Source organism: Planomonospora parontospora, from assembly GCA_014647935.1.
Taxonomy (GTDB): domain Bacteria; phylum Actinomycetota; class Actinomycetes; order Streptosporangiales; family Streptosporangiaceae; genus Planomonospora; species Planomonospora parontospora.
Genome location: BMQD01000036.1, coordinates 1 through 23,523 on the forward strand (window position 1 = coordinate 1; position 23,523 = coordinate 23,523).

The window sequence follows — 23,523 nt, forward strand, 5'->3', positions numbered from 1 at the left end:
GACGGGCGGGGACGGGTGACGGACCGCTCAGACGGGCGGGGACGGGTGACGGACCGCTCAGGCGGCGAGCCGCAGACCCAGGGCGGTGAGGTTGCTGCGGGCCCAGTCGAGCTCCTCGGCCAGCGCGCTGACGAGCGCGCCGGGGCCTCTCGTCCGCAACGGCACGGCCAGGTCGTGGATCTCGACCTCGATGTGGGCGGTGCCGCTCACCGCCCCGGAGAGCATCGCGGTGAGCGTGTCCTCCAGGACCGGGCGGGTACTCGGTAGCTCCCGGCAGGAGTCGCCCGCGTGGTTGTGGACGTGCCCGAGCTTGACCACGGGCGTGCCCGCCGCGGCCAGGCCGCGCAGCGCCGTTCCGGCCTCCTCCGTGATCCCGGCGCCCATCGTGCCCCCGGCCAGGTGGCAGGCGTCCAGGCAGACCCCGAGGTGCTCGGAGTCGATGCCGCAGACCCGCTCGAGGGCCTGCTCGGTGGTCTCCAGCACGCAGCCGGGCCAGGGCTCGAAGCCGACCCTGATGGTCTTGCCGGTCACGCCGTACAGGCCCCTCAGCTCGCGGGAGAGGCGTTCGAGGCGGCGGGCGGCGATCGCGTGCAGGTCGGCGGGCCAGTCGCGGCGCCAGCCGATGGGGATGGTGGAGATGCTGCCGAACCGCACGTCCTCCGGGAGCAGGAAGGCCAGGATCCTGGCCAGCGCCATCGTGTAGCGGTAGCGCTCGGGCTTGGCCCAGTCAGGTCCGGGAGCCTCCTGGTTGCGGCCGCCGGTGCCGTTGAGGCTGACGACCTCCAGGCCGCGCTCCTCCAGGGAGCGGCGGAGCCGTACCAGCTCGATCCGGTCGGCGGTGAGGTGGTCGGCGACGGCCGGCGAGAGCCAGAGGCCGACCCCCATCCGCTCCACGCCGAGGCGCTTGCGCACCGGGACCGCGTAGCGGGTCAGGTGCGCGATCAGGTTCTCCAGGTCCTCGGCGGGATGCACGCCCGCGTTGTAGGCCAGGTGGACGAGCGTCCCGTCCTCGTGCCGCAAGCGCATCGGGTGCCTCCCAGGCGTGTTCCGTGTAAGAGACTCCGGTCGTCCGCGGCCGCCCTGCGCCCGCGGGCCCGGCCTCGTGGGCCGTCGCGTCCCTTGTCTGCCGGGAACTCGACCCGGTCCGTCGAGCATCTCCCACCGGCGCCGATCCGCGCGTCACTCCCGGAGCTGACACGCCCGTACATCGCTGGGCTGATCTCTGGGACCGGTCCCCGCCGGGACGGAATGGTGTCCGGGCAGCCGGCGGGACGTGGTCCAGTTCGCTCTACAGAGTGTAGTACTACATTTGGTGGCGAGAAGCACCCTTGGGTAACAAATAGGCGGACCCCGCCGTGAGGTGCTCACGGCGGGGTCCGCCTTTGCCTGTCCGGCCGTTCGCGGCCGGGGTCGGTCCGTGCTGCGTCAGTGCTGGATCGGCTCCACGATGGAGGCGGCCGAGTCGGGGACCCGGTTGCCTCCCGGCGCGTTCTCACCGGCGAAGGTGAACTTGGCCTCCTCGCCCTCGCCCTCGATCGCGATCTTGACGATCTGACCGGGGCGGAGCTCGCCGTAGAGGATCTTCTCCGACAGCGTGTCCTCCAGCTCGCGCTGGATCGTCCGGCGGAGCGGGCGAGCGCCCATCACCGGGTCGTAACCGCGGTCGGCCAGCAGCTGCTTGGCTTCCTGGGTGACCTCCAGGCCCATGTCGCGGTCCTTCAGGCGCTCGGCCACCTGGGCGAGCATCAGGTCCACGATCTGGATGATCTCCTTCGGGGTCAGCTGGTGGAAGACCACGATGTCGTCGACGCGGTTGAGGAACTCGGGCCGGAAGTGCTGCTTGAGCTCCTCCTGGACCTTCGCCTTCATCCGGTCGTAGTTGGACTCGGTGTCGTTGGACTTCGCGAAGCCCACCCCGATGCCCTTGGAGATGTCCCGGGTGCCGAGGTTGGTCGTCATGATGATGACGGTGTTCTTGAAGTCCACCACCCGGCCCTGGGCGTCGGTCAGGCGACCGTCCTCCAGGATCTGCAGCAGCGAGTTGAAGATGTCCGGGTGGGCCTTCTCGATCTCGTCGAAGAGGACCACGGAGAACGGCTTGCGCCGCACCTTCTCGGTGAGCTGACCGCCCTCCTCGTAGCCGACGTAGCCGGGCGGGGAGCCGAACAGCCTGGAGACGGTGTGCTTCTCCATGAACTCGGACATGTCGAGCATGATCAGCGCTTCCTCGTCCCCGAACAGGAACTCGGCGAGCGTCTTGGACAGCTCGGTCTTACCGACACCGGACGGGCCGGCGAAGATGAACGAGCCACCCGGGCGGCGCGGGTCCTTCAGACCGGCGCGCGTCCGGCGGATCGAACGGGACAGACCCTTGATCGCGTCGTCCTGGCCGATGATCCGCTTGTGCAGCTCGTCCTCCATGCGGAGCAGCCGCTGGGACTCCTCCTCGGTGAGCTTGAAGACCGGGATGCCGGTGGCGGTGGCGAGGACCTCGGCGATGAGCTCCTCGGTGACCTCGGCCACGACGTCCATGTCGCCGGCCTTCCACTCCTTCTCCCGGCGCTCGCGCTTGAGCTGGAGCTGCTTCTCCTGGTCGCGCAGGGCCGCGGCCTTCTCGAAGTCCTGCGCGTCGATCGCGGACTCCTTCTCGCGCCGCACGTTGGCGATCTTCTCGTCGTACTCGCGGAGGTCCGGCGGCGCGGTCATGCGACGGATGCGCATACGCGAGCCGGCCTCGTCGATGAGGTCGATCGCCTTGTCCGGCAGGAACCGGTCGCTGATGTAGCGGTCGGCCAGCTGCGCGGCGGCCACCAGGGCGCCGTCGGTGATGGAGACCCGGTGGTGCGCCTCGTAGCGGTCGCGCAGACCCTTGAGGATCTCGATCGTGTGGCTGAGGCTGGGCTCGGCCACCTGGATCGGCTGGAAGCGCCGCTCCAGCGCCGCGTCCTTCTCCAGGTGCTTGCGGTACTCGTCGAGCGTGGTGGCGCCGATGGTCTGCAGCTCGCCGCGGGCCAGCATCGGCTTGAGGATGCTGGCGGCGTCGATCGCGCCCTCCGCGGCGCCCGCGCCGACGAGCGTGTGCAGCTCGTCGATGAACAGGATGATGTCGCCGCGGGTGCGGATCTCCTTGAGGACCTTCTTCAGGCGCTCCTCGAAGTCACCGCGGTAGCGCGAACCGGCCACCAGCGCGCCGAGGTCCAGGGTGTAGAGCTGCTTGTCCTTGAGCGTCTCGGGCACCTCGCCCTTGACGATCTTCTGGGACAGGCCCTCGACGACGGCGGTCTTGCCCACGCCGGGCTCGCCCACCAGGACCGGGTTGTTCTTGGTCCTCCGGGAGAGGACCTGCATGACCCGCTCGATCTCCTTGTCGCGGCCGATCACCGGGTCGAGCTTGCCCTCGCGGGCGGCCTGGGTCAGGTTGCGGCCGAACTGGTCGAGCACGAGGGAGGTCGACGGCGCGGCCTCCTGCGGCCCGCCCGAGGCGGCCGGCTCCTTGCCCTGGTAGCCGTGGAGCAACTGGATGACCTGCTGACGCACCCGGTTGAGATCGGCGCCCAGCTTCACCAGCACCTGGGCGGCGACGCCCTCGCCCTCGCGGATGAGGCCGAGCAGGATGTGCTCGGTGCCGATGTAGTTGTGACCCAGCTGCAAGGCCTCGCGGAGCGACAGCTCAAGGACCTTCTTGGCGCGCGGGGTGAACGGAATGTGCCCCGACGGCGCGGACTGTCCCTGGCCGATGATCTCCTCGACCTGCTGACGCACACCCTCAAGACTGATGCCGAGGCTCTCCAGAGCCTTGGCGGCAACGCCTTCACCTTCATGGATCAGACCAAGAAGAATGTGCTCCGTACCGATGTAGTTGTGGTTGAGCATCCGGGCCTCTTCTTGGGCCAGGACGACAACCCGCCGTGCGCGGTCGGTGAACCTCTCGAACATCTCGTCGCTCCTCACAGAGCGGTCAGGCAGGTCCGGGATATCCGGGCCCTGTCCTCCCGCATGGTAGCCCCGACCCGGCAACCGCTCTACGTAGAAGACGTTCCCCGAGAGCAGGGCGTTCACGCTCTATCCAACTACCTATCGGGGGTGCGATGTTCCCGATACGCCGCAAGCGAACGACGTTTATCGACCACTGAGACCGCATTCGCGACCCGGGTGCGCCGGAGAGGCCGTCCGGACCGCGGGTCCGGGCGGAAGCGCGGAGCGGGCCCCGGAACGCATCATGCGGTCATGGCCGCCACCGGACCCCACCGTGACCGCCATAACCGCATGATTCACCGGTCGGCGAACCGCTCTCGCCGACCACCGGTCAGTGCGTCGCCTCGTACTCTTCGACGATCTTGGAGGCGATCCGGCCGCGCTCGCTGACGTTGCGGCCCTGGGCCTTGGCCCATGCCCGGATCTCCGCGCTCTTCTCCCGGGTCAGCGCCCTCGTCCCGCCGGCACGGCGGCGACGGGAGGGCAGGGCCCCGGCGCGACGGGCGCTCGCCACGAAAGGCGAGAGGGAGTCGCGGAGCTTCTTCGCGTTTACGTCACTCAGGTCAATCTCATAGCTGGTGCCGTCAATCGCGAAGGAGACAGTCTCATTGGCCTCGCCCCCATCGAGGTCGTCGATGAGAATCTCCTGGATCTGCTTGGCCATCTACGCAATCCTTTCGCGGAGTATTGTTTCATTCGCTAGCCAAACATATACCCACGGTGAGAGCGCAGCAATTCCGGAGTCCGGTGATTCTCCCGCGAGAGCCGGGAAGAGGCGATCAGCCGTTCTGCGACTCGCCCTGATCGGCCCGTTTCGCGGGGCGACGACCGGCTGCCTCACTGCGAAGAAGCTTGAAAACTCCATACACGAAGACCCCGCCGACGACCGCGGGGGGTATCAACGCGGACATTACCTCGTACATTGGTCCTCACTCCGCAGCGGGGCGACATTCCGGGTCATGGGACTTTCCGTGGCGACATCGCGGTCCGGGGGCACGACCGGGCGGGCGGATCAGCTCACACATGACCATAGCGGCTTCCAGGAGCGATGTGCGTCCCAGGACGCCCATGACGCTCATCCACCACCTTAATGCTTCTCTCCAGGCGTCTTACCGGTTGCACTCCGTAAAGCGCCGGGGAAAAGAGTGACAGAGTGATCACAGATCGATCGCTTTCGGTGGCGGGCCGCATCACCGCAGGTCCTTGACCACCACGGTCCCGGCCAGCCTGTCGTGCGGTCCCCGCTGAAGGGGTTTGTCCATGAGGATGAACAGCGCCCCCGCGAAGCCGAGGACCGCGGCCAGGAGGCTCACCGCGGGAATGCCCGCGGTCAGGAGAACGCCCGGGTAGAGAGCCGCCCTCCTCGCCAGACCGGCCCGATCCGGGCCCGCGCCGCCGTACGGTGCCAGCCTGATCCCCATGAGTTTCTTGCCGATCGTACGACCGTCCCGGACGTGCAGGACATAGTCGTAGAGCGTATAACCGCCAAAGGCGATCAGACCGGCGAACAACCCCGGCAGCGCCCGGGGATCGGCGGTACGGCCTTCACCCGCCGGCGCGAGGAGGGAGTAGAACGACAGCGAGAGAATCCAGTAGAGCGCCACGAAGCCGACGGCGTCGATGATGCGCGCCGCCAATCGTTCCCACCATTCGGCGGGCGGCGGAGCGTCCGGGAGTGCCGGACACGGCGACGGAAGCGGCGGATCCGTCCGGCGGAAGGCTCCCTTACCGGATGGCGTTCCCGCGCCTCCCGAAGGAGCGGGAGTCCTCGCTCGGCCTCCGCCCGCCCCTCCGGTCCTCGCGGTCCGGGAAAGGGAGAAGCCCGTCCCGTCCGGGAGTTGCGGAACCGGCGCGGCCGTATAGGAGTCCGCGGACGGGGAAGAAGCCGGCCCGAGGTGATTGTCTCCGGGACGCGGAGAGGCGGCCATGGCGTTCCTCCCGCCGGCGCGAATGGTTTTGCAGTCCCCCGCAGTCTGCCCCGGGAAGACCTTCCGACACCGTTTTCCCGCCCGGGCATGAAAGCGGGGCCGGCGGTTCCTCCGCCGGCCCCGTCGATCACGGAACTATTTGATCTTCACGACCGCCGTCGAAGCGACCTTGTCGTGCAGGCACTGCTGGAAGGGCTTGTCCCAGAACTGCCAGAGCACGTTCACCAGGCTGAAGATGCTGGTGAGCCATCCGACGACCGGGATCCAGCGCAGACCCGCCGGGCCGTAGAGCACACCCGCGCGCTTGATGGCGGCGTCCGCCGAGAGCCCGCCGACCGTCGAGGCGCTCCCGACCGGGACCACCTTGATGCCCATGACCATCTTGCCGACGGTCTGGCCGTTCTGCTTGAGCATGAAGAACTCGTAGCCAGCGTAGATCAGGAACCCGAGAAGCGCGGTGACCAGGCTGTAGAGGAAGGTGCTCCCCTCGACGAGCCCGTTGGCGCTGAAGCTGTACGGCACGATCAATCCGGCCAGCGCGAAACTGAGGATGACCGTGGGGACCGCCAGGATCACCCCGTCGACGAGGCGGGCCACCAGGCGCTGCCACCACTCCGCGAGCGGAGCGGGGACTCCGGGGGGCGTCACGCCCTGCGGGGCGTAACCCTGCTGGCCGTACCCCTGGGGCTGGCCGTAGCCCTGCTGGCCGTAACCGGGCTGCTGACCGTAACCCTGCTGGCCGTAGCCCGGCTGGGCCGCCTGCTGGCCGTAACCGGGCTGGGCGGCCTGCTGGCCGTAACCCTGCTGCTGGCCGTAGCCCTGCTCGTGGGAGGCCGCCTGGCCGTAGCCCGGCTGGGCCGCCTGCTGGCCGTAGCCCTGCTGCTGGCCGTACGCGCTCGTGCCCTGCTGCCCGTAGCCGGGCTGCTGGCCGTAGCCGGGCTGGGCGGCCTGCTGGCCGTAACCCTGCTGCTGGCCGTAGCCCTGCTCGTGGGAGGCCGCCTGGCCGTAGCCCGGCTGGGCCGCCTGCTGGCCGTAACCCTGCTGCTGGCCGTAGCCGGGCTGGGCGGCCTGCTGGCCGTAGCCGGGCTGCTGGCCGTAGCCCTGCTCGTGGGAGGCCGCCTGGCCGTAGCCCGGCTGGGCGGCCTGCTGGCCGTAGCCGGGCTGCTGGCCGTACGCGCCCGTGCCCTGCTGCCCGTAGCCCTGCTGGCCGTAGGCGGGCGGGGTCTGCGGGCCCGTGCCCTCGCCCCGGTATCCCACGATCGTCACGTCGGGGTCGTGCCCGCCCTGGGCGTGCTGACCGTACGCGTTCTGCTGTCCGTATTCCGGCTGCCCCGACGGTGTGCGATCGCGGTCGGGATCATCCTGCGGATACGGCGGCTGTCCGGTGCTCACCGCGTCACCTCACTTCGACTGGGCATGTGTCTTATGTCAGACATGCATGCTTGCTGCTGCACAAGGTATCGACATAGGTAAGAACAGTCACCTTTCCTAGGAGTCAGCCCCGGCGTCATTCTCGCCGAGGTGCAGCAGCATCCTGGTGTTCCCCAAGGTGTTCGGCTTGACGTGTTCGAGATCGAGAAACTCCGCGACGCCCTCGTCGTAGGAGGCGAGAAGCTCCGCGTAGACCTCCGGGGAGACCGGCGTCCCCTGGATCTCGCGGAATCCGTGCCGGGCGAAGAAATCGACCTCGAACGTCAGGCAGAAGACCCGGCGCAGGCCGAGTTCGCGGGCGGCGCGGATGAGCTGGGAGACGATCAGGTGACCGATGCCCATCTTCCGGCAGGAGGGGTCGACGGCGACCGTGCGGATCTCGGCCAGGTCCTCCCAGAGCACGTGGAGCGCGCCGCAGCCGACGACCCGGCCGGCCCGCTCGGCCACCCAGAACTCCTGCACGTCCTCGTACAGCGTGACGGTGGCCTTCTCCAGCAGGCGCGGGCCCGCCCCGGCGTAGGTGTCGACGAGCCGCCTGATGGACCGCACGTCCGGGGTCCGCGCCCGGCGCACGGTGATCGTCTCCGCCTCGGGTACGGCCCGCGTGGGGAAGTGCTCCGCAACCTGCTCCATCATTCTCCTAGCGGGGGAACCACCGGATCCACCCGGCGGGAGGAATCCCTCCGTCATGGTTCCCGTGTTCGAAACGGTCAGGGCCTGGCCGTCGCCTACCTCGCTCCGAGGGAGGCGCGAAGCCGCTCCCGCAGGGAGCGGAGGAGTCACAACCGATCAGAGTACGTCCTCTGTCGTCCTTAGTTACGGCTCGTCCTTAACTCACCTCCCAGAAGCATCATGCGTCACCCGCCGTGAGCCGTACCACACCCCGGCGCCTTCCTCCGGCCGCCGGTCTCCCCGGATGCGGCAGCGCGGACCTGCGAAGACCTCACCCTGCGACCGGGAGCCGGGAACGCGCGGCGCAATCACATGTGGATCATGATTCCGCGTGACCTGTCCGTGATTTCCTTGTTTGAGAACCCTTACCAAGTTTGGAGTTCTGGTTGAGCTTGAACTCCCATTGCACTAGTGTCCAGGCTCGATGTCGGCTCACCCCGAGAGCCGGCCCGCCGAATCTCCGAGCCCGGAGAACCGGGGACCCACCTCCCTGAAGTCCCCCGGGGTGAATCCGAGACGCCGTCAGCGCTCTCGGTAGGGCTGCCTCCGGCCCGAACCCGTCAGCTAACCCGGTAGGCGGTGCGAGGAAGAGGAGCCTGTTGGTGAAGCGCACGCGCGAACGCGGGAGAGAGCATGCGGGCAAGCACGCCCGCTATCGAGAACGCACCCCGCACGGATTCCCGCTCCGGATCACCGTCGTCGCAGCCGTCTTCGCGTCCCTGACCCTCGGGACCCCCCTGGTCGCCACCGCCGACCCCCAGCCGAGCCTCCAGCAGCTCGCCAAGCAGGCCGACAAGCTGCACACGGAGATCGCCCAGCTCAGCGAGCAGTACAACGGGGAGCGGGTCAAGCTCAAGCAGGCCGAGCGAGCCGCCGCCGCCGCCAAGAAGACCCTCGCCACCAGCGAGTCCCAGCTGGAGTCCCGGCGGCACAAGGCCAGCCTGCTCGCGCAGAGCAGCTACATGACGGGCGGCCTGGGCGGCGGTCTCGCCTTCACCTCCTCCGGCGACCCCGACTCCTTCCTCGACCAGGCGGCCGCCGCCTACGCCCTCCAGCAGCGGCAGAGCGAGGAGGTCGCCCAGGTCAGCCGGGCGATCCAGGCCGCCGAGCGGGCGAAGGCCAGCGCGAAGGCGCGGACCGCCGAGGTCACCGCCCTCCTCGACAAACTCGGCACCAAGCGCACCAAGATCGAGCGGCTGGTCGCCCGGGTCGAGAGCAACCTGTTCCGGGAGGTGCGCGAGCGCGCCGGCGGCGGGGGCCGGGCCGTGAAGGTCGACATGCCGATCGTGGGCGGCGGGAAGGCCGCCGAGGCCGCCCGCTGGGCGCTCAGCCAGCAGCTCAAGCCCTACGTGTGGGGCGCCGAGGGTCCCAACAGCTATGACTGCTCGGGCCTGGTCATGTGGGCCTACCAGAAGGTCGGGATCAGCCTGCCGCACTACACCGGCAACCAGTGGACCGCGGGCACGCAGATCCCCAAGGAGCAGATGCGCCCCGGAGACCTGATCTTCTTCCACCGGGACCTGCACCACGTCGGGATCTACATCGGCGGGGGCCTGATGGTCCACGCGCCGCGGACCGGCGACGTCGTCCGCATCGCCCCGATCGCGGGCCGCCCGTTCGCCGGCGCCGTACGGATCGCGGACTGAGACGCGCCGTACGGCCCGCGGGCTGAGGCGGAGTCCGGCCGGACGCGGTTCCGGACCGCCCGGCCGGGCACGGCTCCGGGCCGGACGCGGGTCAGATCAGGCGGCGGCGGGCGGCCCATGCCACGGCCTCGATGGCCGTGGCAACGCCGATGCGATCGCAGATGCCGCGCAGCCTCCGCCGGACGGTGCGCCCGCTGATGTCGAGACGCCGTCCCACGCGGTCCACCGTGACCCCCTTGGCGAGTTCCGCCAGGAGGACGAGATCCTCGTCGCTCAGATCCACCTCGCTCACGGCCAGAAGGCCGCGACGGGCATCCACTACGACTTCTGGATATGCCATCTAGAGGTCCTCCCCCGCACCGGCATCCAGCCGTGAGTGTGATCGGAACCAATGCCGCCCGTCAGGAACGGTAAACGTCTTCTTCAAAGGTCGTCAAGTTCTGCTCTCCATAGATCCGGGGACCTACATTGACTTAGTGGCTATTACGTGAAGTACTGACGATATGTCGGGGTTTTGCGAATAAGCCGAGGCCGGACGGCGGCCGGGCGCGAACGGCTCGGCGACCGTCCGGCGAACGGCCTGCGAGCACGGACGAACGGCCTGCGAGCACGGGCGACGGCCCGGGAGCGGAACGCCCTCGCCGACGGGACCGTCCCGCCGCCGCGCCCGCAGGGTCGCCCCGTCCCGCACTGCACGGCAGGCATGAGACTTTTGTCACGTCGGTCACTGGAGCACCACGGCCGAAACAGAAGGAGCCTCGCGTCCGGCTGCCGGACGCGAGGCTCATTTCTCTGCATTCGTTAATAACCGCCGGGATGATTGATCTTCCGGCTATATAGGGCACGGCCGAAACGGAGTTTCTGATCCGTGCGTTGAAAGGCGCGCCCCGGCACGCGGGACGCACCGTCACGGCCGGGGGCGCCGCCCCCGGCCGTGACCGCCCGTCAGGCTCCGCCGGTCGGCTTGACCAGCGGGAACAGGATGGTCTCGCGGATGTTCTTGCCGGTGAAGGCCATGACGAGGCGGTCGACGCCCAGCCCCATCCCGCCGGTCGGCGGCATCGCGTATTCCAGGGCGGCGAGGAAGTCCTCGTCAAGCTGCATGGCCTCCGGGTCACCGCCCGCGGCGAGCAGGGACTGCTCGGTGAGGCGGCGGCGCTGCTCGACCGGGTCCACCAGCTCGGAGAAGGCGGTGCCCAGCTCGGTGCCGAAGCCGATCAGGTCCCACTTCTCGGTGAGCAGCGGGTTGTCGCGGTGCTGGCGGGCCAGCGGGGAGGTCTCCAGCGGGTAGTCCATGACGAACGTGGGCTGGATCAGCGTGTGCTCGACCAGCGCTTCGAAGATCTCCTGGACGAGCTTGCCCTGGCCCCACTTGGGGTCCCAGTGGATCTCCCGCGCGTCGGCCAGCTTGCGGACCTGCTCCAGGGAGGTCTCGGTGGTGACCTCCTCGCCGAGCGCCTCCGAGACGGAGCCGTACAGCGTGATCCGCGGCCACTCGGCCAGCCCGAGGTCGACCTCCACCCCGTCGTGCTCCACCACGGAGCGGCCCAGCGCGGCCACGGCCGCGTTCTGGATCATCCGCTGGGTCAGGTCGGCCATGTCGTGGTAGTCGAGGTACGTCCCGTACGCCTCGAGCATGGTGAACTCGGGGTTGTGGGTGGAGTCCGCGCCCTCGTTGCGGAAGTTGCGGTTGATCTCGAAGACCTTCTCGATGCCGCCGACCACGAGCCGCTTGAGGTAGAGCTCGATCGCGATGCGGAGGTAGAGCTCCATGTCGTAGGCGTTGATGTGGGTCTTGAACGGCCGGGCCGCCGCACCGCCGTGGATCGGCTGGAGCATCGGCGTCTCGACCTCGAGATAGCCCTCGCCGTGCCAGAAGTCGCGGATCGCGCGGACGACGGCGCTGCGGGTGTAGGCCATCTTGCGGGCCTCGTCGTTGACGATGAGGTCCACGTAGCGCTGCCGTACCCGCGCCTCGGGGTCGGTGAGCCCGGCGTGCTTCTCCGGCAGCGGGCGCAGGCACTTGGAGGTGATCGCCCACCGGTCGGCCAGGATGGACAGCTCGCCGCGGCGCGAGGTGATGACCTCGCCCTCGATGCCGATGTGGTCGCCCAGGTCGACGTCGCGCTTCCAGGCGGCGAGGGACTCCTCGCCCACCCGGTCCAGCGAGATCATGACCTGCAGGTCGCCGGAGCCGTCCCGGATGGTGGCGAAGCAGAGCTTGCCGCCGGTCCGCGACAGCATGACGCGGCCCGTGACGCCCACCCTGTCGCCGGTCGCGGTGTCAGCGGCGAGACCGGCGTATTTGTCGCGGATCTCGGCGTTGGTCGCGGTGCGCGGGAAGTTCACCGGGTAGGGGTCGACGCCCTCGGAACGGAGGCGGTCGAGCTTCTCCCGGCGCACGCGCATCTGCTCGGGCAGATCCTCGGCTGCAGTCACATGGTCGGTCACGCGGTCAAGGTTACCGATGTCCGCACGTATCTCCGATCCGCGCCCGGACCGTACCCGGCTACATGGTGTTGCGGTGGTAGATGAGCCGGAGTCCGATCAGCGTCAGCCACGGCTCGTGCACGTCGATCGAGGCGGACTCGCTGACCACGAGCGGCGCCGCGCTGCCGGTCGCGACCACCGTGACGTCGTCCGGGTCCTCGGCCAGCTCGGCCGCCATCCGCTCCACGATCCCGTCCACCTGGCCGGCGAAGCCGTAGATGATGCCGGACTGGAGCGCCTCGACCGTGTTCTTCGCGATCACCGACCGGGGCCGGATCAGCTCCACCTTGTGCAGCTGCGCCCCGGCCGCCGCCAGCGCGTCCACCGAGATCTCGATGCCGGGCGCGGTGACCGCCCCGACGTACTCCCCCTTGGCGGAGACGGCGTCGAAGGAGGTCGCGGTCCCGAAGTCGACGATGATGCACGGCCCGCCGTACAGCTGGATGGCCGCCAGCGCGTTGACGATGCGGTCGCTGCCGACCTCCTTCGGGTTGTCCATCCGGACCGGCACCCCGGTGCGCACGCCGGGCTCCACGACCACCGCGGTCACGTCGCCGTAGTAGCGGCGGCACATCTCGCGCATCTCGTTGAGCACCGACGGCACCGTGGAGCAGAGCGCGATGCCGTCGACGTCGGCCCCCTTGAGCAGCGGCGACTGCGCCAGCAGCCCCTGCAGCACGACCGCGACCTCGTCGGCCGTGCGCCGGGCGTCGGTGGCGATCCGCCAGTGCTCGATGACCTCTTCGCCCTCGAACAGGCCGAGAACGGTGTGAGTGTTGCCTACGTCGATGGCGAGCAGCATCAGTTCCCCCGAAGGTCCAAGGCGATGTCCAGGGCCGGCGCCGAGTGCGTGAGCGCGCCCACCGCAAGGTAGTCAACACCGGTTTCGGCCACGTCACGGGCCGATTCCAAGGTCAACCCCCCGCTGGACTCCAGCCGCGCCCGTCCGCCGACCAGGCGCACGGCCTCGCGGAGCCGCGGAACGGTGAAGTTGTCCAGCAGGATCTCCTCCGCTCCCTCCGCCAGCACCGGCTCGATCTGGTCGATCCGGTCGACCTCGACCTCGATCGGCAGGCCGGGATAGGCGTCGCGGACCGCACGGAACGCCTCGGCCACCCCGCCCGCGGCCACCACGTGATTGTCCTTGATCAGTGCCGCGTCCGACAACGACATGCGGTGGTTGACCCCGCCGCCCGCCCGGACGGCGTACTTCTCCAGCGCGCGCAGGCCCGGCAGGGTCTTGCGGCTGTCGCGGATCCGGGCGCCGGTCCCCTCGACCGCCCGGACCCACCGGGCGGTGAGCGAGGCGACGCCGGACAGGTGGGTGAGCAGGTTCAGCGCGGTCCGCTCGGCCGTCAGCAGGTCCCGGGTGGTGCCGGTGACGGTCATCAGCACGTCGCCCCGCTCCACCCGCTCGCCGTCCTTGACGTGCCGCTCGGTACGGCCCGCGCCGAGCCGGGCGAACACCGCCTCCGCGACCGCGAGTCCCGCGACCACCCCGTCGGCCCTGGCCACCACGTCGGCGGTGGCGGTCTGCCCGGCGGGGATCGTGGCGATGCTCGTCACGTCGCCGGCCTCCTGCAGGTCCTCCCGGAGCGCGGCCTCGATCACGGCACCCACCTCGGCCGGCTCCAGCCCCGCCGCGGTCAGCTCCTCGGCCAGGTGCGCGGGCACCGCGCCCCCGTGCGGACGATGGTTCATGATCATTCCCTCCCCTGTCAGGGTCACGTCGATGTGGCTCAGCCACCGGTGGTCGTCGCGGTCGGGGAAGTCCTCCCGCCAGTGTGACCCACGGGTCTCCTCGCGGGCGCGGGCGGCCTCCACCAGGGCGGAGGCGACGGTGAGCAGGTTGGTGGCCTCCCACGACTCGGTGCAGGGCTCGACCGCCACCGGCGTCCAGCGGGAGTTCACCAGGGCGCGGCTCACCTCGCCCAGGCTCCTCTCGCTGCGCAGCACGCTCGCGCCCCGGCTCATGTGCGCCTGGATCCGCGGCCGGGCCCGCGGGTCGACCAGCCCGGCGGTCCTGTCGTCGGTCACCGGCTCGCCGGGCGCCGGCCGTACGGCGTGCACGTCGGCGGCGATCCGCTCGGCGAAGACCAGGCCCTCCAGCAGGGAGTTGGACGCCAGCCGGTTGGCGCCGTGCACGCCGGTGCAGGCCACCTCGCCGCAGGCGTACAGGCCCGGCACGCTGGTACGGCCGTGCAGGTCGGTGCGGACGCCGCCGCTGGCGTAGTGGGCGGCCGGGGCGACCGGGATCGGCTGCGTGACCGGGTCGATCCCGTGCTCCAGGCAGACCGCGTGGATCGTCGGGAAGCGGGTGCGCCACTTCTCCTCGCCGAAGTGGCGCCCGTCGAGGTACATGTGCTCGGCGCCGGTCTCCCGCATCCGCCGCATGATCGCCTTGGCCACCACGTCCCGGGGCGCCAGGTCGGCGAGCTCGTGCACGTCCTTCATGAACCGCACGCCGTCGGCGTCGACCAGCACCGCGCCCTCGCCGCGGACCGCCTCGGAGATCAGCGGCTGCTGGCCGGTGGAGTCCTCGCCCAGCCAGAGCACGGTCGGGTGGAACTGGACGAACTCCAGGTCGCGCACGACGGCCCCGGCCCGCAGCGCGAGCGCGACGCCGTCCCCGGTGGAGACCGCCGGATTGGTCGTGGCGGCGTAGACCTGGCCCATCCCGCCGGTGGCGAGCACCACGGCGCGGGACCGCACGGCGCCCACGCCGTCGCGCGAGCCCTCGCCCATCACGTGCAGGGTCACCCCGGCCGCGCGGCCGTGCGCGTCCTTCAGCAGGTCCAGGACGAGCGCGTGCTCGATCACTTCGATCTCCGACGCCCGGACCGCGGCGACGAGCGCGCGCTGCACCTCGGCCCCGGTGGCGTCGCCGCCCGCGTGCACGATGCGGTTGCGCCGGTGACCGCCCTCGCGGGTGAGCTGGAGCCCGCCCTCGGCGTCGGTGTCGAACCGGGCGCCCGCGGCGATCAACCCGCGCAGTGCGTCCGGCCCCTCGGTCACCAGGACCCGGACCGCCTCGGTGTCGCAGAGGCCGACCCCCGCGACGAGCGTGTCGTGCAGGTGCTCCTCGGCGGTGTCGGCGGGGTCGAGCACGGCGGCGATGCCGCCCTGCGCCCAGCGGGTGGAGCCCGCCGAGAGCACGTCCTTGGTGACGACCAGGACCTTCGCCGCGGGGTCGAGGGCCGCCAGGCGGAGCGCCAGGGTCAGGCCCGCGATCCCGGAGCCGACCACGACCACGTCCGCCTCGACCGTCCATCCCGGCTCGGGCGCGGTCAGTTTCCGGGGGATCGGGATGCTCATGGTCGCCTCCTGTCTGTTGCGACGCCGTGCGTCGCGGCCCGGAGGCCGTGACCGGAGCCTCCGAGCGGGCCCGTGGAGGTCTGGGGGTCCACGGATTTCGTCACCATGACGATAACGCCCCGCGGAGGCCGGGGCTTCCCCGGGTCGGCAGGAGATCTCCTCCCCGGGCCGGCGGGGTCCGGGGAGGAGGCCGGGAAAGGCGCGGAGCGGCCCGGAAGGCCGGCCGGAGACGGGATCCCCCGCGCGGACCGGCCGAGCCGGGGACCGCCCTCGAGGAGAGGCCGGCCGGGGACGGGCCTCCTCGGAGGCCGGCGGAGCCGGGAACCCCCCGGCGGGAGGTCAGCCGGAGACGAGGTCCCCGCGCAGGCCGGCGGAGCCGGGGACCGGCTCGGCCGGGTCGTCGCCGAGATCGATGACGCGGTTGCCGCGGTCGACGTGCACGACCCGGGGCCGGAAGGTCCTGGCCTCGGCGTCCTCCATCTGGCCGTACGCGATGATGATCACCAGGTCGCCCTCGTGGACGAGCCGCGCGGCGGCGCCGTTGATGCCGATGACGCCCGAGCCCCTGGGCCCGGCGATGGTGTAGGTGACCAGGCGCGCGCCGTTGTCGATGTCCACGATGTGGACCTGCTCCCCGGGCAGCAGCCCGGCCGCGTCCAGCAGGTCCTCGTCGATGGTGACCGACCCCACGTAGTGCAGGTCGGCCTGGGTGACGGTGGCACGGTGGATCTTGGAGGTGAGCATGGTTCGGAGCATGCGCCGTTCACCTTTCGAAGGTCGCGCCGCCTCACGGGCGTGCACGCCGGACAGGGGATTGCAGAGCGGTACCAGACTACGGTCGGCCCAGCGTCAGAACAACGTTGTCGATCAGGCGGGTAGTCCCCGCCTTCGCGGCGACGGCGAGGACCGCCTCCCCCGTGTGGTCGTCGGGCACCTCGGTGAAGGTCGCCGGGTCCACCAGGACCAGGTAGTCGAGGGCCACTCCCGGCTCGGCGTCCAGCACCGCGCGCGCCGCCCGGCGGACCTCCGCCGGGGTCGGCTGCTCCGCGCCCGCGAACAGCGCCCTGGACAAGGCCAGCGCGGAGCGCCGCTCCTCCGCCGACAGGTAGCGGTTGCGGCTGGACAGCGCCAGGCCGTCCGCCTCCCGGACCGTGGGGGCGCCCACGATCTCGATCGGCAGGTCGAGGTCGAGGACCATCCGGCGGATCAGCGCGAGCTGCTGGGCGTCCTTGCGGCCGAACACCGCCGCGTCCGGCCGGACCAGGTTGAACAGCTTGAGCACCACGGTCAGCATGCCGTCGAAGTGCCCCGGCCGGGAGGCGCCCTCGACGATCGTGCCCATCGTGCCCGCCGTCACGCCGACCTGCCGGTCCGGCAGGTACAGGTCCTCGGCTGCGGGGGCGAAGACGACGTCCACGCCCTCGGCCGCGCACACCTCCAGGTCGGCGTCGAACGTCCGCGGGTAGCGGGAGTAGTCCTCCCCCGGGCCGAACTGCAGCGGGTTGACGAAGATGCTCACCGCGACGCGGTCGGCCCGCTCCCGGGCCAGCCGCATGAGCGAGCGGTGGCCCTCGTGCAGGGCCCCCATGGTCGGCACCAGCGCCAGGCCGGCCCTGCCGTCGGAGACCTCGCGGCCGACGCGCAGCGTCCGGCGGGCCTCGGCCAGCTCGGTGCGGTCACCCGCCACGATCAGGTCCATATGTTCCCTCCCAGGGCGTCCAGGAGGCGCTCGGCGGCCTCGGGCTTGAGCAGCCCGGCCGCGAGCGCCCGGTCCGCCGTGAGCCTAGCGAGGGCCACGTAGGCGTCCGCGGCCTCGGGGGCGGCGAGGATGAGCGCGTCCACGTGCTTGCGGACCGTGCCCGCGTCGCCCCGCACCACGGGACCGGTCAGCCCGGCCAGGCCGAGCCGGAGCACGTTGTCCAGGGCGGCGCCGAGCAGCGGGCCGAGCATCCGGCCCGGCTCGTCCACGCCGATCTTCCGCAGCAGCTCCGAGGACTCCGCGATGAGCGTGACCATGTGGTTGGCCGCGTTCGCCAGGGCCGCGTGGTAGAGCGCCCGGTCCCGCTCCTCGATCCAGACCGGCTCGCCCTCCATCTCGATGACCAGCGCCTCGGCCACCGGGCGGAGCGGTTCGGGCGCGGTGACGCCGAACGTGATGCCGGTCAGCCGGCTCAGGTCGTCGTCCCTGCCGGTGAAGGTCATCACCGGGTGCAGCGCCAGCGGGAGCGCCCCGCGCTCGACCGCCGGGTTCAGCACCGCCAGGCCGTACGCGCCGCTGGTGTGGACCAGCAGCTTGCCGCGCAGGTCGGCGCCCGTCTCGGCCAGGCCGGCGACCAGGCCGGGCAGCACGTCGTCGGGGACCGTGAGCAGGACGAGGTCCGCGCGGGCCACCACGTCCTCCGGACCGCTGGGAGCCAGGCCCAGCCGGTCGGCCGCCCTGCGCCTGGAGGCGTCGGAGACGCCGCTGACGGCCACGAGCCGGTGACCCGCCCTCGCCAGGGCGGCGCCGAGCGCCGAGCCGACCCGTCCGGCTCCGAGCACCCCGACTGCCAGCCGCGCCGGGCGATCACCTGTGTCCACGATGTCCCGTCCTTCGCCAACATGGAGCTGCATGCCCAGTCGTCCAGAGTAACGGGCCGAACCCCGACGGTGGCGTCACGGCACCCGCCCGGGGCTGTGGCGTCGGGGCGGCGATCCCACCGCGCGCCGGAGACCTCATGCCGTCCGCGCCATCGACGTCGTCCACGCCAGGGGCTCGTCGCACCGCGGGCCACCGTGCCGGAGGGCCGCCCGGAGACGGCGGCGGGCGCCGGACCGTTCCCCAGGGCCCGGCGCCCGATGATGCCGACACGAGTGATCAGCGCTGCCGGAGGGCACCGGGACCGCGCCCGCTGGGGGAGCGGGCCGGGCACCGATCGCCACCGGCGTGAGCAACGTTAACGCAAAGTGATTACAGGGAGCGGTAACCCGTTCACCCGGCGTGTCATCCCCGTCTCATGTGAATCCCTCGGAGAGGCGGGTAACGTCTCCGATCATGTGGCTCAGCTGGCGCGCCGCGACCGAGCGGGCGCTCTACGGCGAGAACGGCTTCTACCTGCGCGAGAGCCCTTCCCGGCACTTCCGGACCTCGGTCGGCGCCTCCGCCGTGTTCGCCGAGGCCGTGCTGCGCGAGCTCCTGGCGGTGGACGACGCGCTCGGGCGGCCGCCCGAGGTCGATCTGGTGGACCTCGGCGCCGGTGAGGGCACCCTGGCCGCGCGGGTCGCGGCGCTCGCTCCGGCGGACCTGCGGGCCAGGCTCCGGCCGACCGCGGTGGACCTGGCCCCCCGGCCGCCCGGCCTGCCCGCGGAGATCGTCTGGTCGCCCGTCCCGCCGGACCGGATCCGCGGGCTGGCGATCGCCAACGAGTGGCTGGACAACGTGCCGGTGGACGTCGCCGAGCAGACCCCGGACGGGCCGCGGCTGGTGCTGGTCGATCCCGCGACCGGCGAGGAGCGGCTCGGCGACCGGCCCGCGGCGGCCGACCTGGCCTGGCTGGACCGCTGGTGGCCGATGCGGGCGGCGGGCGAGCGGGCGGAGATCGGCGCGCCCCGTGACGACGCCTGGGCGCGGGTCGTCGCACGGCTGGCGCAGGGGCGTGCGATCGCCGTCGACTACGCGCACGCCTCGGGCGGCCGCCCGCCGTACGGCACGCTGGCGGGCTACCGCGACGGCGCGGCCGTCCCGCCCGTGCCCGACGGATCCTGCGACATCACCGCGCACGTCGCCCTGGACGCCTGCGCGGCCGCCGGGGAACGGGCCGGGGCCGCCACCGCCGCGCTGACCACGCAGCGCGAGGCACTGCGCGCCCTCGGCCTCACCGGGACCCGGCCCCCGGCCGACCTCGCCCGCACCGATCCGCACGGCTATCTCCGCGCCCTGGTGCGGGCCTCGGAGGAGGCGGAGCTGCTCGATCCCGGCGGGCTGGGCGGCTTCGGCTGGCTCGTCCAGGAGTGCCGCTGAGCGTCCGGCCCGTCCGGCCGCCTCACGGACCGGGCCGGGACCCACGGAGCCGGGACCCACGGAGCCGGGCTCCGCGGCCGTGCGCACCCCGGACACGGCTTCGGACGCGTCCCGGATGCGGACGCCGTTCAGCCGGGACCCGGGGTCAGACGCGGACCTGGAGGGACTCCAGACCGCGGATGACGTAGCCGGGCCCCCAGACGGGCTCGGCGGCGAGCTCCATCGCCGGGGCCCGGCGCAGCAGGGCGCCGAACGACTCGGCGAGCTCGATCCGGGCCAGCGGCGCGCCGAGGCAGAAGTGGATGCCGGCGCCGAAGGAGATGTGCGGGTTGTCCGCCCGGCCCACGTCCAGGCGGTCGGGGTCGTCGAACACCTCGGGGTCGCGGTTGGCCGAGCCGAACAGCAGGGCCACCTCGCTGCCGCGCGGGATGTCCACCCCGCCGACCGTGATGTCCTCCAGCACCCAGCGCTCGAACATCTGCAGCGGGGTGTCCCACCGCATCAGCTCCTCGATCGCGGTCGGCAGCAGGCCGTGGTCGGCGCGGAGCCGCTCCAGTTCGGCGGGGTTGCGGAAGAGGGACCACCAGCCGTTGCCGGTGACGTTGACCGTCGCCTCGTGCCCGGCGTTGAGCAGCAGGACGCAGGTGCCGACCAGTTCCTCCTCGGTGAGCGCGTCGCCCCCGTCGGCGACCTGCGCCAGCGCGCTGATCAGGTCGTCGCCGGGGTGCTCCCGCCGGTGGCGGGCCAGCCCCACGAGGTAGTCGGAGAACTCCGAGGCGGCGCGCACGGCGGTGTGCTGGGCCTCGATGGAGGGGTTGAGCTCGTACATCCCGCAGATGTCGGCGGACCAGGGCCGGAGCAGGTGCCGGTCGGCCTCGGGCACGCCGAGCATCTCGGCGATCACGGTCACCGGGAGCGGCTCGGCCACCTCGGCGATGAGGTCGCCCCCGCCGCTCTCGGCGAACCGGTCGACGAGCCCGGTGGCGAGCTCGGCGACCTTGGGGCGCAGGGCCTCGACCATGCGCGGGGTGAACGCCTTGGACACCAGCCGCCGCAGCCGCGTGTGCACCGGCGGCTCGACGTCGAGCATCCCGGCCCGGATCACCCGCCAGAACGGGTCCTGGAAGCCGGGGTCGTCGGGCCTGCCGAACTCCGCGTGGGTGGCCACGTGCAGGTAGGACCTGCCGAGCCTGCGGTCGCGGAGCAGCGCGTTGACGTCGGCGTGCCGGGCGACCAGCCACTGGCCGGTCGGTTCGAAGAAGCCGACCGGCCGCTCCCGCCGCAGCTCGGCGTAGACGTCGTACGGGTGGGCGACGAATTCCGGACTCCAGGGATCAAACTTCACACCGGCATCGTAATCCCGGTCAGACCCCGGTGGGCCTGTCCGTCCCGCCCTCTTCGCAGCGGTATCCCGGTCAGGCGCCGGTGGGCCTGTCCGTCCCGCCCTCCTCGTAGCGGTGGTGCAGCTCGACCGGCTCCTCGGCCCCGGCCTTGCTCCGCACGCGGATGTTGAGCAGTTCCACCAGCAGCGAGAAGGCCATCGCGAAGTAGACGTAGCCCTTGGGGATGTGCTGCTCGAAGCCCTCGGCCAGGAGCACGACGCCGATCAGGATCAGGAAGGACAGCGCGAGCATCTTGATGCTCGGGTGCCTGTCCACGAAGCGGCTGATCGGCCCGGAGGCGAACAGCATCACCAGGACCGAGACGACGACGGCCGCGACCATCACCCCGATCTCGTCCACCATGCCGACCGCGGTGATCACCGAGTCGAGCGAGAAGACGATGTCCAGGATCATGATCTGGAAGATCACCGCCCCGAAGGAGGCGGCCACCCTGCCCCCGGCGTGGCCGGACTTGCCCTCCAGGTTGTCGTGGACCTCGAAGACGCTCTTGCCGATCAGGAACAGGCCGCCCAGGATCAGGATCAGGTCGCGGCCCGAGATCTCCTGCCCGACGACCTCGAAGAGCGGCTGGGTGAGCCGGATGACCCACGACAGCGCCAGCAGCAGCGCCAGGCGGCTGAGCAGCGCGGCGAGCAGGCCCAGCTTGCGGGCCCGGTCCCGCTGCTCGGGCGGGAGCTTGCCCGCCAGGATCGAGATGAAGATGATGTTGTCGATGCCGAGGACGATCTCCAGGCCGACGAGGGTGAGGAACCCTATCCAGATCTGCGGGTCGGTCACCCAGTCCATCGCCGTCTCCTTCGCGGGGTCGTGCCGTTCCGTGGGGTCACGCCGCGTAGACGATCGGCGGACGCCGGTAGTTCCTGCCCACGATCGCCGGGATGATCCCGGCGCCGGGCGAGTCACCGAGCCGGGCAGGTCACGGAGCCCGGCAGGTCACGGAGCCCGGCGGGCCGCGGAGCCCGGCGGGCCGGTGGAACGGCCGACTTGCGGAACCGCGCCCGGTGATGGTTATAGTTCGCCTGTAGGTCATGAGTGCCAGTGACAAGCCCCGGCTCGCTGGCCGGCAACCCTCGCGTCCGCGGCGGGGTGCCCCGGGTGAGGACCTGGTCCGGCACGAGGTGTGCCGGGCAAGCGCGGGCTCCACGCACCAACGCCACCCGAGGGCTTGGGGTCCGATGACCTCGAAGGAGTCCTGGCGTGTCCGTCCTCGGAATCTTCACCCCCGCCCCCACCAGCGCCGGCGCCGGAGCCCGCCCCGTGTCCGCTGACCGGACCACCGCCGCCCCGGCCGCGGTCCCGGCGGCCCCGCTCCCCGGGCAGGCAGTCCCGGCGGCTCCGGAGGGACGGCCGATCCCCGCGGTGCTCGGCGCCGATCTGGAGGTCCCCGTCCGCGGCGGCAGGCTGGTCCCCTACGCCAACCTCGACTACGCCGCCAGCGCGCCGTGTCTGGAGCCGGTGAGCGCCGCGGTCGCCGCCGCGCTCCCGGCCTACTCCAGCGTCCACCGGGGCGCCGGTTACGCCTCCCAGCTCACCACGGCCCGCTACGAGCAGGCCCGGCACACGGTCCGCGCCTTCGTCGGCGCCCGCCCCGGTGACGCGGTGGTCTTCACCCGCAACACCACGGACGCCACCAACCTGCTGGCCCGCGCCCTGCCCGAGGGGACCACCGTCGTGGTCTTCGACACCGAGCACCACGCCTCGCTGCTGCCCTGGGCCGACGCCGTACGGCTGGCGCCCCCCGCCTTCCCCGGCGAGGCCGTCCGCGCGGCCGACGAGGCGCTGGCGGCCCTGGCGGACCGCGACGGCCCGAAGCTGCTCGTGGTGACCGCCGCCTCCAACGTCACCGGCGAGCTCTGGCCGATCGCCGCCCTGGCGCACATCGCCCACCGTCACGGCGCCCGCATCCTCGTCGACGCCGCCCAGCTCGTCCCGCACCGCCCGCTCAACCTGACCGCGCTCGACCTGGACTACGTGGTCTTCTCCGGCCACAAGCTCTACGCGCCCTTCGGCACGGGCGTGCTCGTCGGCCGCCCCGACTGGCTCGCGGAGGCTCCGCCGTACCTGCGGGGCGGCGGGGCGGTGCGGGCCGTGCACGGCGGCGCGGGCACCGCGGCCCCGACGACCGCGAGCCCGGCGACCGCGGACACGGCGGGAACGGGCACGGGCACGGCGGAGGTCGAGTGGCACGACGACCCCGAGGCCCGGCACGAGGCGGGCACCCCCAACGTGCTGGGCGCCGTCGCCCTGGCCGCCGCCTGCGACGCCCTCACCGCCACCGGCTGGACCGCGCTGGTGCGCGAGGAGGAACGGCTGCTCGCCCGCCTGCGCGCGGGGCTCGCCGGGATCGAGGGCGTGCACGAGCTCTCCCTGTGGGGCCCGGACCACCCCCGGGTCGGCATCGTCTCCTTCGTGGTGGACGGCCGCACCGCCCGCGAGGTCGCCGAGGCGCTCTCCAACGAGTACGGCATCGGCGTGCGGGACGGGAAGTTCTGCGCCCACCCGTTCGTCCGCCACCTGCTGGGCGGCGTCAAGGACGGCGGTTGTGAGGACACCGCCGCCTCGGCGGTGCGCGCCTCGATCGGCATCGGCACCACCGCCGAGCACGTCGACCGTCTCGTCGGGGCCCTCCGGGAGCTTGTCTCCCGCGGCTGACGTGGCAGCAT

At 71.5% G+C, this 23,523-nt stretch carries 18 protein-coding genes and 2 riboswitches; of the genes, 3 read left to right on the forward strand and 15 right to left on the reverse strand.

What is annotated here, in order from left to right; translation table 11 throughout:
• Positions 1-57: 57 nt before the first annotated feature.
• The 6 genes from IEZ07_RS32035 to IEZ07_RS32060 all read right to left on the reverse strand — a co-directional run bounded on the left by IEZ07_RS32035 (position 58) and on the right by IEZ07_RS32060 (position 7,967).
• Complete coding sequence (locus tag IEZ07_RS32035) at positions 58-1,026, reverse strand: TIM barrel protein (protein ID WP_191898233.1); 969 nt, start codon at positions 1,024-1,026, stop codon at positions 58-60.
• 399 nt (positions 1,027-1,425) lie between these two features.
• On the reverse strand, positions 1,426-3,936 hold the full coding sequence (locus IEZ07_RS32040; protein WP_191898234.1) for an ATP-dependent Clp protease ATP-binding subunit: 2,511 nt from the start codon (positions 3,934-3,936) through the stop codon (positions 1,426-1,428).
• Between the two features lie 370 nt (positions 3,937-4,306).
• Entirely contained in the window at positions 4,307-4,639 is a 333-nt protein-coding gene (locus tag IEZ07_RS32045) for a histone-like nucleoid-structuring protein Lsr2 (protein ID WP_191898235.1), read from the reverse strand.
• Positions 4,640-5,165: 526 nt separating this feature from the next.
• A complete protein-coding gene (locus IEZ07_RS36085) occupies positions 5,166-5,903 on the reverse strand; it encodes an RDD family protein (protein ID WP_275413869.1) in 738 nt (245 codons plus the stop codon).
• A 135-nt stretch (positions 5,904-6,038) separates the two neighbouring features.
• Positions 6,039-7,295, reverse strand: coding sequence for an RDD family protein (locus IEZ07_RS32055; protein ID WP_191898237.1), 1,257 nt, complete (start codon positions 7,293-7,295; stop codon positions 6,039-6,041).
• Between the two features lie 96 nt (positions 7,296-7,391).
• The gene (locus IEZ07_RS32060) at positions 7,392-7,967 is read right to left on the reverse strand and encodes an amino-acid N-acetyltransferase (protein ID WP_191898238.1); all 576 of its coding nucleotides are present in this window, start codon (positions 7,965-7,967) and stop codon (positions 7,392-7,394) included.
• A 479-nt stretch (positions 7,968-8,446) separates the two neighbouring features.
• Positions 8,447-8,600: riboswitch (cyclic di-AMP (ydaO/yuaA leader) on the forward strand.
• A gap of 8 nt (positions 8,601-8,608) precedes the next feature.
• Between IEZ07_RS32060 and IEZ07_RS32065 the strand changes: the two genes are divergently transcribed.
• On the forward strand, positions 8,609-9,652 hold the full coding sequence (locus tag IEZ07_RS32065; RefSeq protein ID WP_191898239.1) for a C40 family peptidase: 1,044 nt from the start codon (positions 8,609-8,611) through the stop codon (positions 9,650-9,652).
• Between the two features lie 91 nt (positions 9,653-9,743).
• Here the strand turns inward: IEZ07_RS32065 and IEZ07_RS32070 are convergent, their stop codons facing one another.
• From IEZ07_RS32070 to IEZ07_RS32100, 7 genes are all read right to left on the reverse strand, one after another.
• On the reverse strand, positions 9,744-9,944 hold the full coding sequence (locus IEZ07_RS32070; protein WP_307729044.1) for a LuxR C-terminal-related transcriptional regulator: 201 nt from the start codon (positions 9,942-9,944) through the stop codon (positions 9,744-9,746).
• A gap of 653 nt (positions 9,945-10,597) precedes the next feature.
• Positions 10,598-12,103 carry a bifunctional lysylphosphatidylglycerol synthetase/lysine--tRNA ligase LysX gene (lysX, locus tag IEZ07_RS32075; RefSeq protein ID WP_191898240.1) on the reverse strand — a complete coding sequence of 502 codons (1,506 nt, stop codon included), beginning with the start codon at positions 12,101-12,103 and terminating at the stop codon, positions 10,598-10,600.
• 58 nt (positions 12,104-12,161) lie between these two features.
• A complete protein-coding gene (locus tag IEZ07_RS32080; protein ID WP_191898241.1) occupies positions 12,162-12,944 on the reverse strand; it encodes a type III pantothenate kinase in 783 nt (260 codons plus the stop codon).
• A complete protein-coding gene (locus IEZ07_RS32085) occupies positions 12,944-15,457 on the reverse strand; it encodes an L-aspartate oxidase (protein WP_191898242.1) in 2,514 nt (837 codons plus the stop codon). Before IEZ07_RS32085 ends, IEZ07_RS32080 begins: the two co-directional genes overlap by 1 nt.
• A gap of 339 nt (positions 15,458-15,796) precedes the next feature.
• Positions 15,797-16,213 carry an aspartate 1-decarboxylase gene (panD, locus tag IEZ07_RS32090; protein WP_068902512.1) on the reverse strand — a complete coding sequence of 139 codons (417 nt, stop codon included), beginning with the start codon at positions 16,211-16,213 and terminating at the stop codon, positions 15,797-15,799.
• Between the two features lie 76 nt (positions 16,214-16,289).
• Positions 16,290-17,156, reverse strand: coding sequence for a pantoate--beta-alanine ligase (panC, locus tag IEZ07_RS32095; protein ID WP_191898243.1), 867 nt, complete (start codon positions 17,154-17,156; stop codon positions 16,290-16,292).
• Positions 17,147-18,037, reverse strand: a complete 891-nt coding sequence (locus tag IEZ07_RS32100; RefSeq protein ID WP_239320818.1) for a Rossmann-like and DUF2520 domain-containing protein — start codon at positions 18,035-18,037, stop codon at positions 17,147-17,149. Before IEZ07_RS32100 ends, panC begins: the two co-directional genes overlap by 10 nt.
• 454 nt (positions 18,038-18,491) lie before the next feature.
• On the opposite strand from IEZ07_RS32100, the gene IEZ07_RS32105 reads away from it, so the two are divergent.
• The gene (locus IEZ07_RS32105) at positions 18,492-19,457 is read left to right on the forward strand and encodes an SAM-dependent methyltransferase (protein ID WP_191898245.1); all 966 of its coding nucleotides are present in this window, start codon (positions 18,492-18,494) and stop codon (positions 19,455-19,457) included.
• A 145-nt stretch (positions 19,458-19,602) separates the two neighbouring features.
• On the opposite strand, the gene IEZ07_RS32110 is transcribed toward IEZ07_RS32105, so the two are convergent.
• Together IEZ07_RS32110 and IEZ07_RS32115 are read right to left on the reverse strand one after the other, a co-directional pair.
• Positions 19,603-20,802, reverse strand: coding sequence for a cytochrome P450 (locus IEZ07_RS32110; protein ID WP_191898246.1), 1,200 nt, complete (start codon positions 20,800-20,802; stop codon positions 19,603-19,605).
• 70 nt (positions 20,803-20,872) lie between these two features.
• The gene (locus tag IEZ07_RS32115) at positions 20,873-21,646 is read right to left on the reverse strand and encodes a TerC family protein (protein ID WP_191898247.1); all 774 of its coding nucleotides are present in this window, start codon (positions 21,644-21,646) and stop codon (positions 20,873-20,875) included.
• A gap of 238 nt (positions 21,647-21,884) precedes the next feature.
• Positions 21,885-22,000, forward strand: a riboswitch (SAM riboswitch).
• 117 nt (positions 22,001-22,117) lie between these two features.
• Here IEZ07_RS32115 and IEZ07_RS32120 point away from each other — a divergent pair.
• Positions 22,118-23,512, forward strand: coding sequence for an aminotransferase class V-fold PLP-dependent enzyme (locus tag IEZ07_RS32120; protein ID WP_191898257.1), 1,395 nt, complete (start codon positions 22,118-22,120; stop codon positions 23,510-23,512).
• Positions 23,513-23,523 lie beyond the last annotated feature (11 nt).

Coding starts and splice junctions, on each gene's coding strand:
- IEZ07_RS32035 (WP_191898233.1), bottom strand. CDS start 1,026: ATGCGCTTGCGGCACGAGGACGGGACGCTCGTCCACCTGGCCTACAAC.
- IEZ07_RS32040 (WP_191898234.1), bottom strand. CDS start 3,936: ATGTTCGAGAGGTTCACCGACCGCGCACGGCGGGTTGTCGTCCTGGCC.
- IEZ07_RS32045 (WP_191898235.1), bottom strand. CDS start 4,639: ATGGCCAAGCAGATCCAGGAGATTCTCATCGACGACCTCGATGGGGGC.
- IEZ07_RS36085 (WP_275413869.1), bottom strand. CDS start 5,903: ATGGCCGCCTCTCCGCGTCCCGGAGACAATCACCTCGGGCCGGCTTCT.
- IEZ07_RS32060 (WP_191898238.1), bottom strand. CDS start 7,967: ATGGAGCAGGTTGCGGAGCACTTCCCCACGCGGGCCGTACCCGAGGCG.
- IEZ07_RS32080 (WP_191898241.1), bottom strand. CDS start 12,944: ATGCTGCTCGCCATCGACGTAGGCAACACTCACACCGTTCTCGGCCTG.
- IEZ07_RS32085 (WP_191898242.1), bottom strand. CDS start 15,457: ATGAGCATCCCGATCCCCCGGAAACTGACCGCGCCCGAGCCGGGATGG.
- panD (WP_068902512.1), bottom strand. CDS start 16,213: ATGCTCCGAACCATGCTCACCTCCAAGATCCACCGTGCCACCGTCACC.
- panC (WP_191898243.1), bottom strand. CDS start 17,156: ATGGACCTGATCGTGGCGGGTGACCGCACCGAGCTGGCCGAGGCCCGC.
- IEZ07_RS32105 (WP_191898245.1), top strand. CDS start 18,492: ATGTGGCTCAGCTGGCGCGCCGCGACCGAGCGGGCGCTCTACGGCGAG.
- IEZ07_RS32115 (WP_191898247.1), bottom strand. CDS start 21,646: ATGGACTGGGTGACCGACCCGCAGATCTGGATAGGGTTCCTCACCCTC.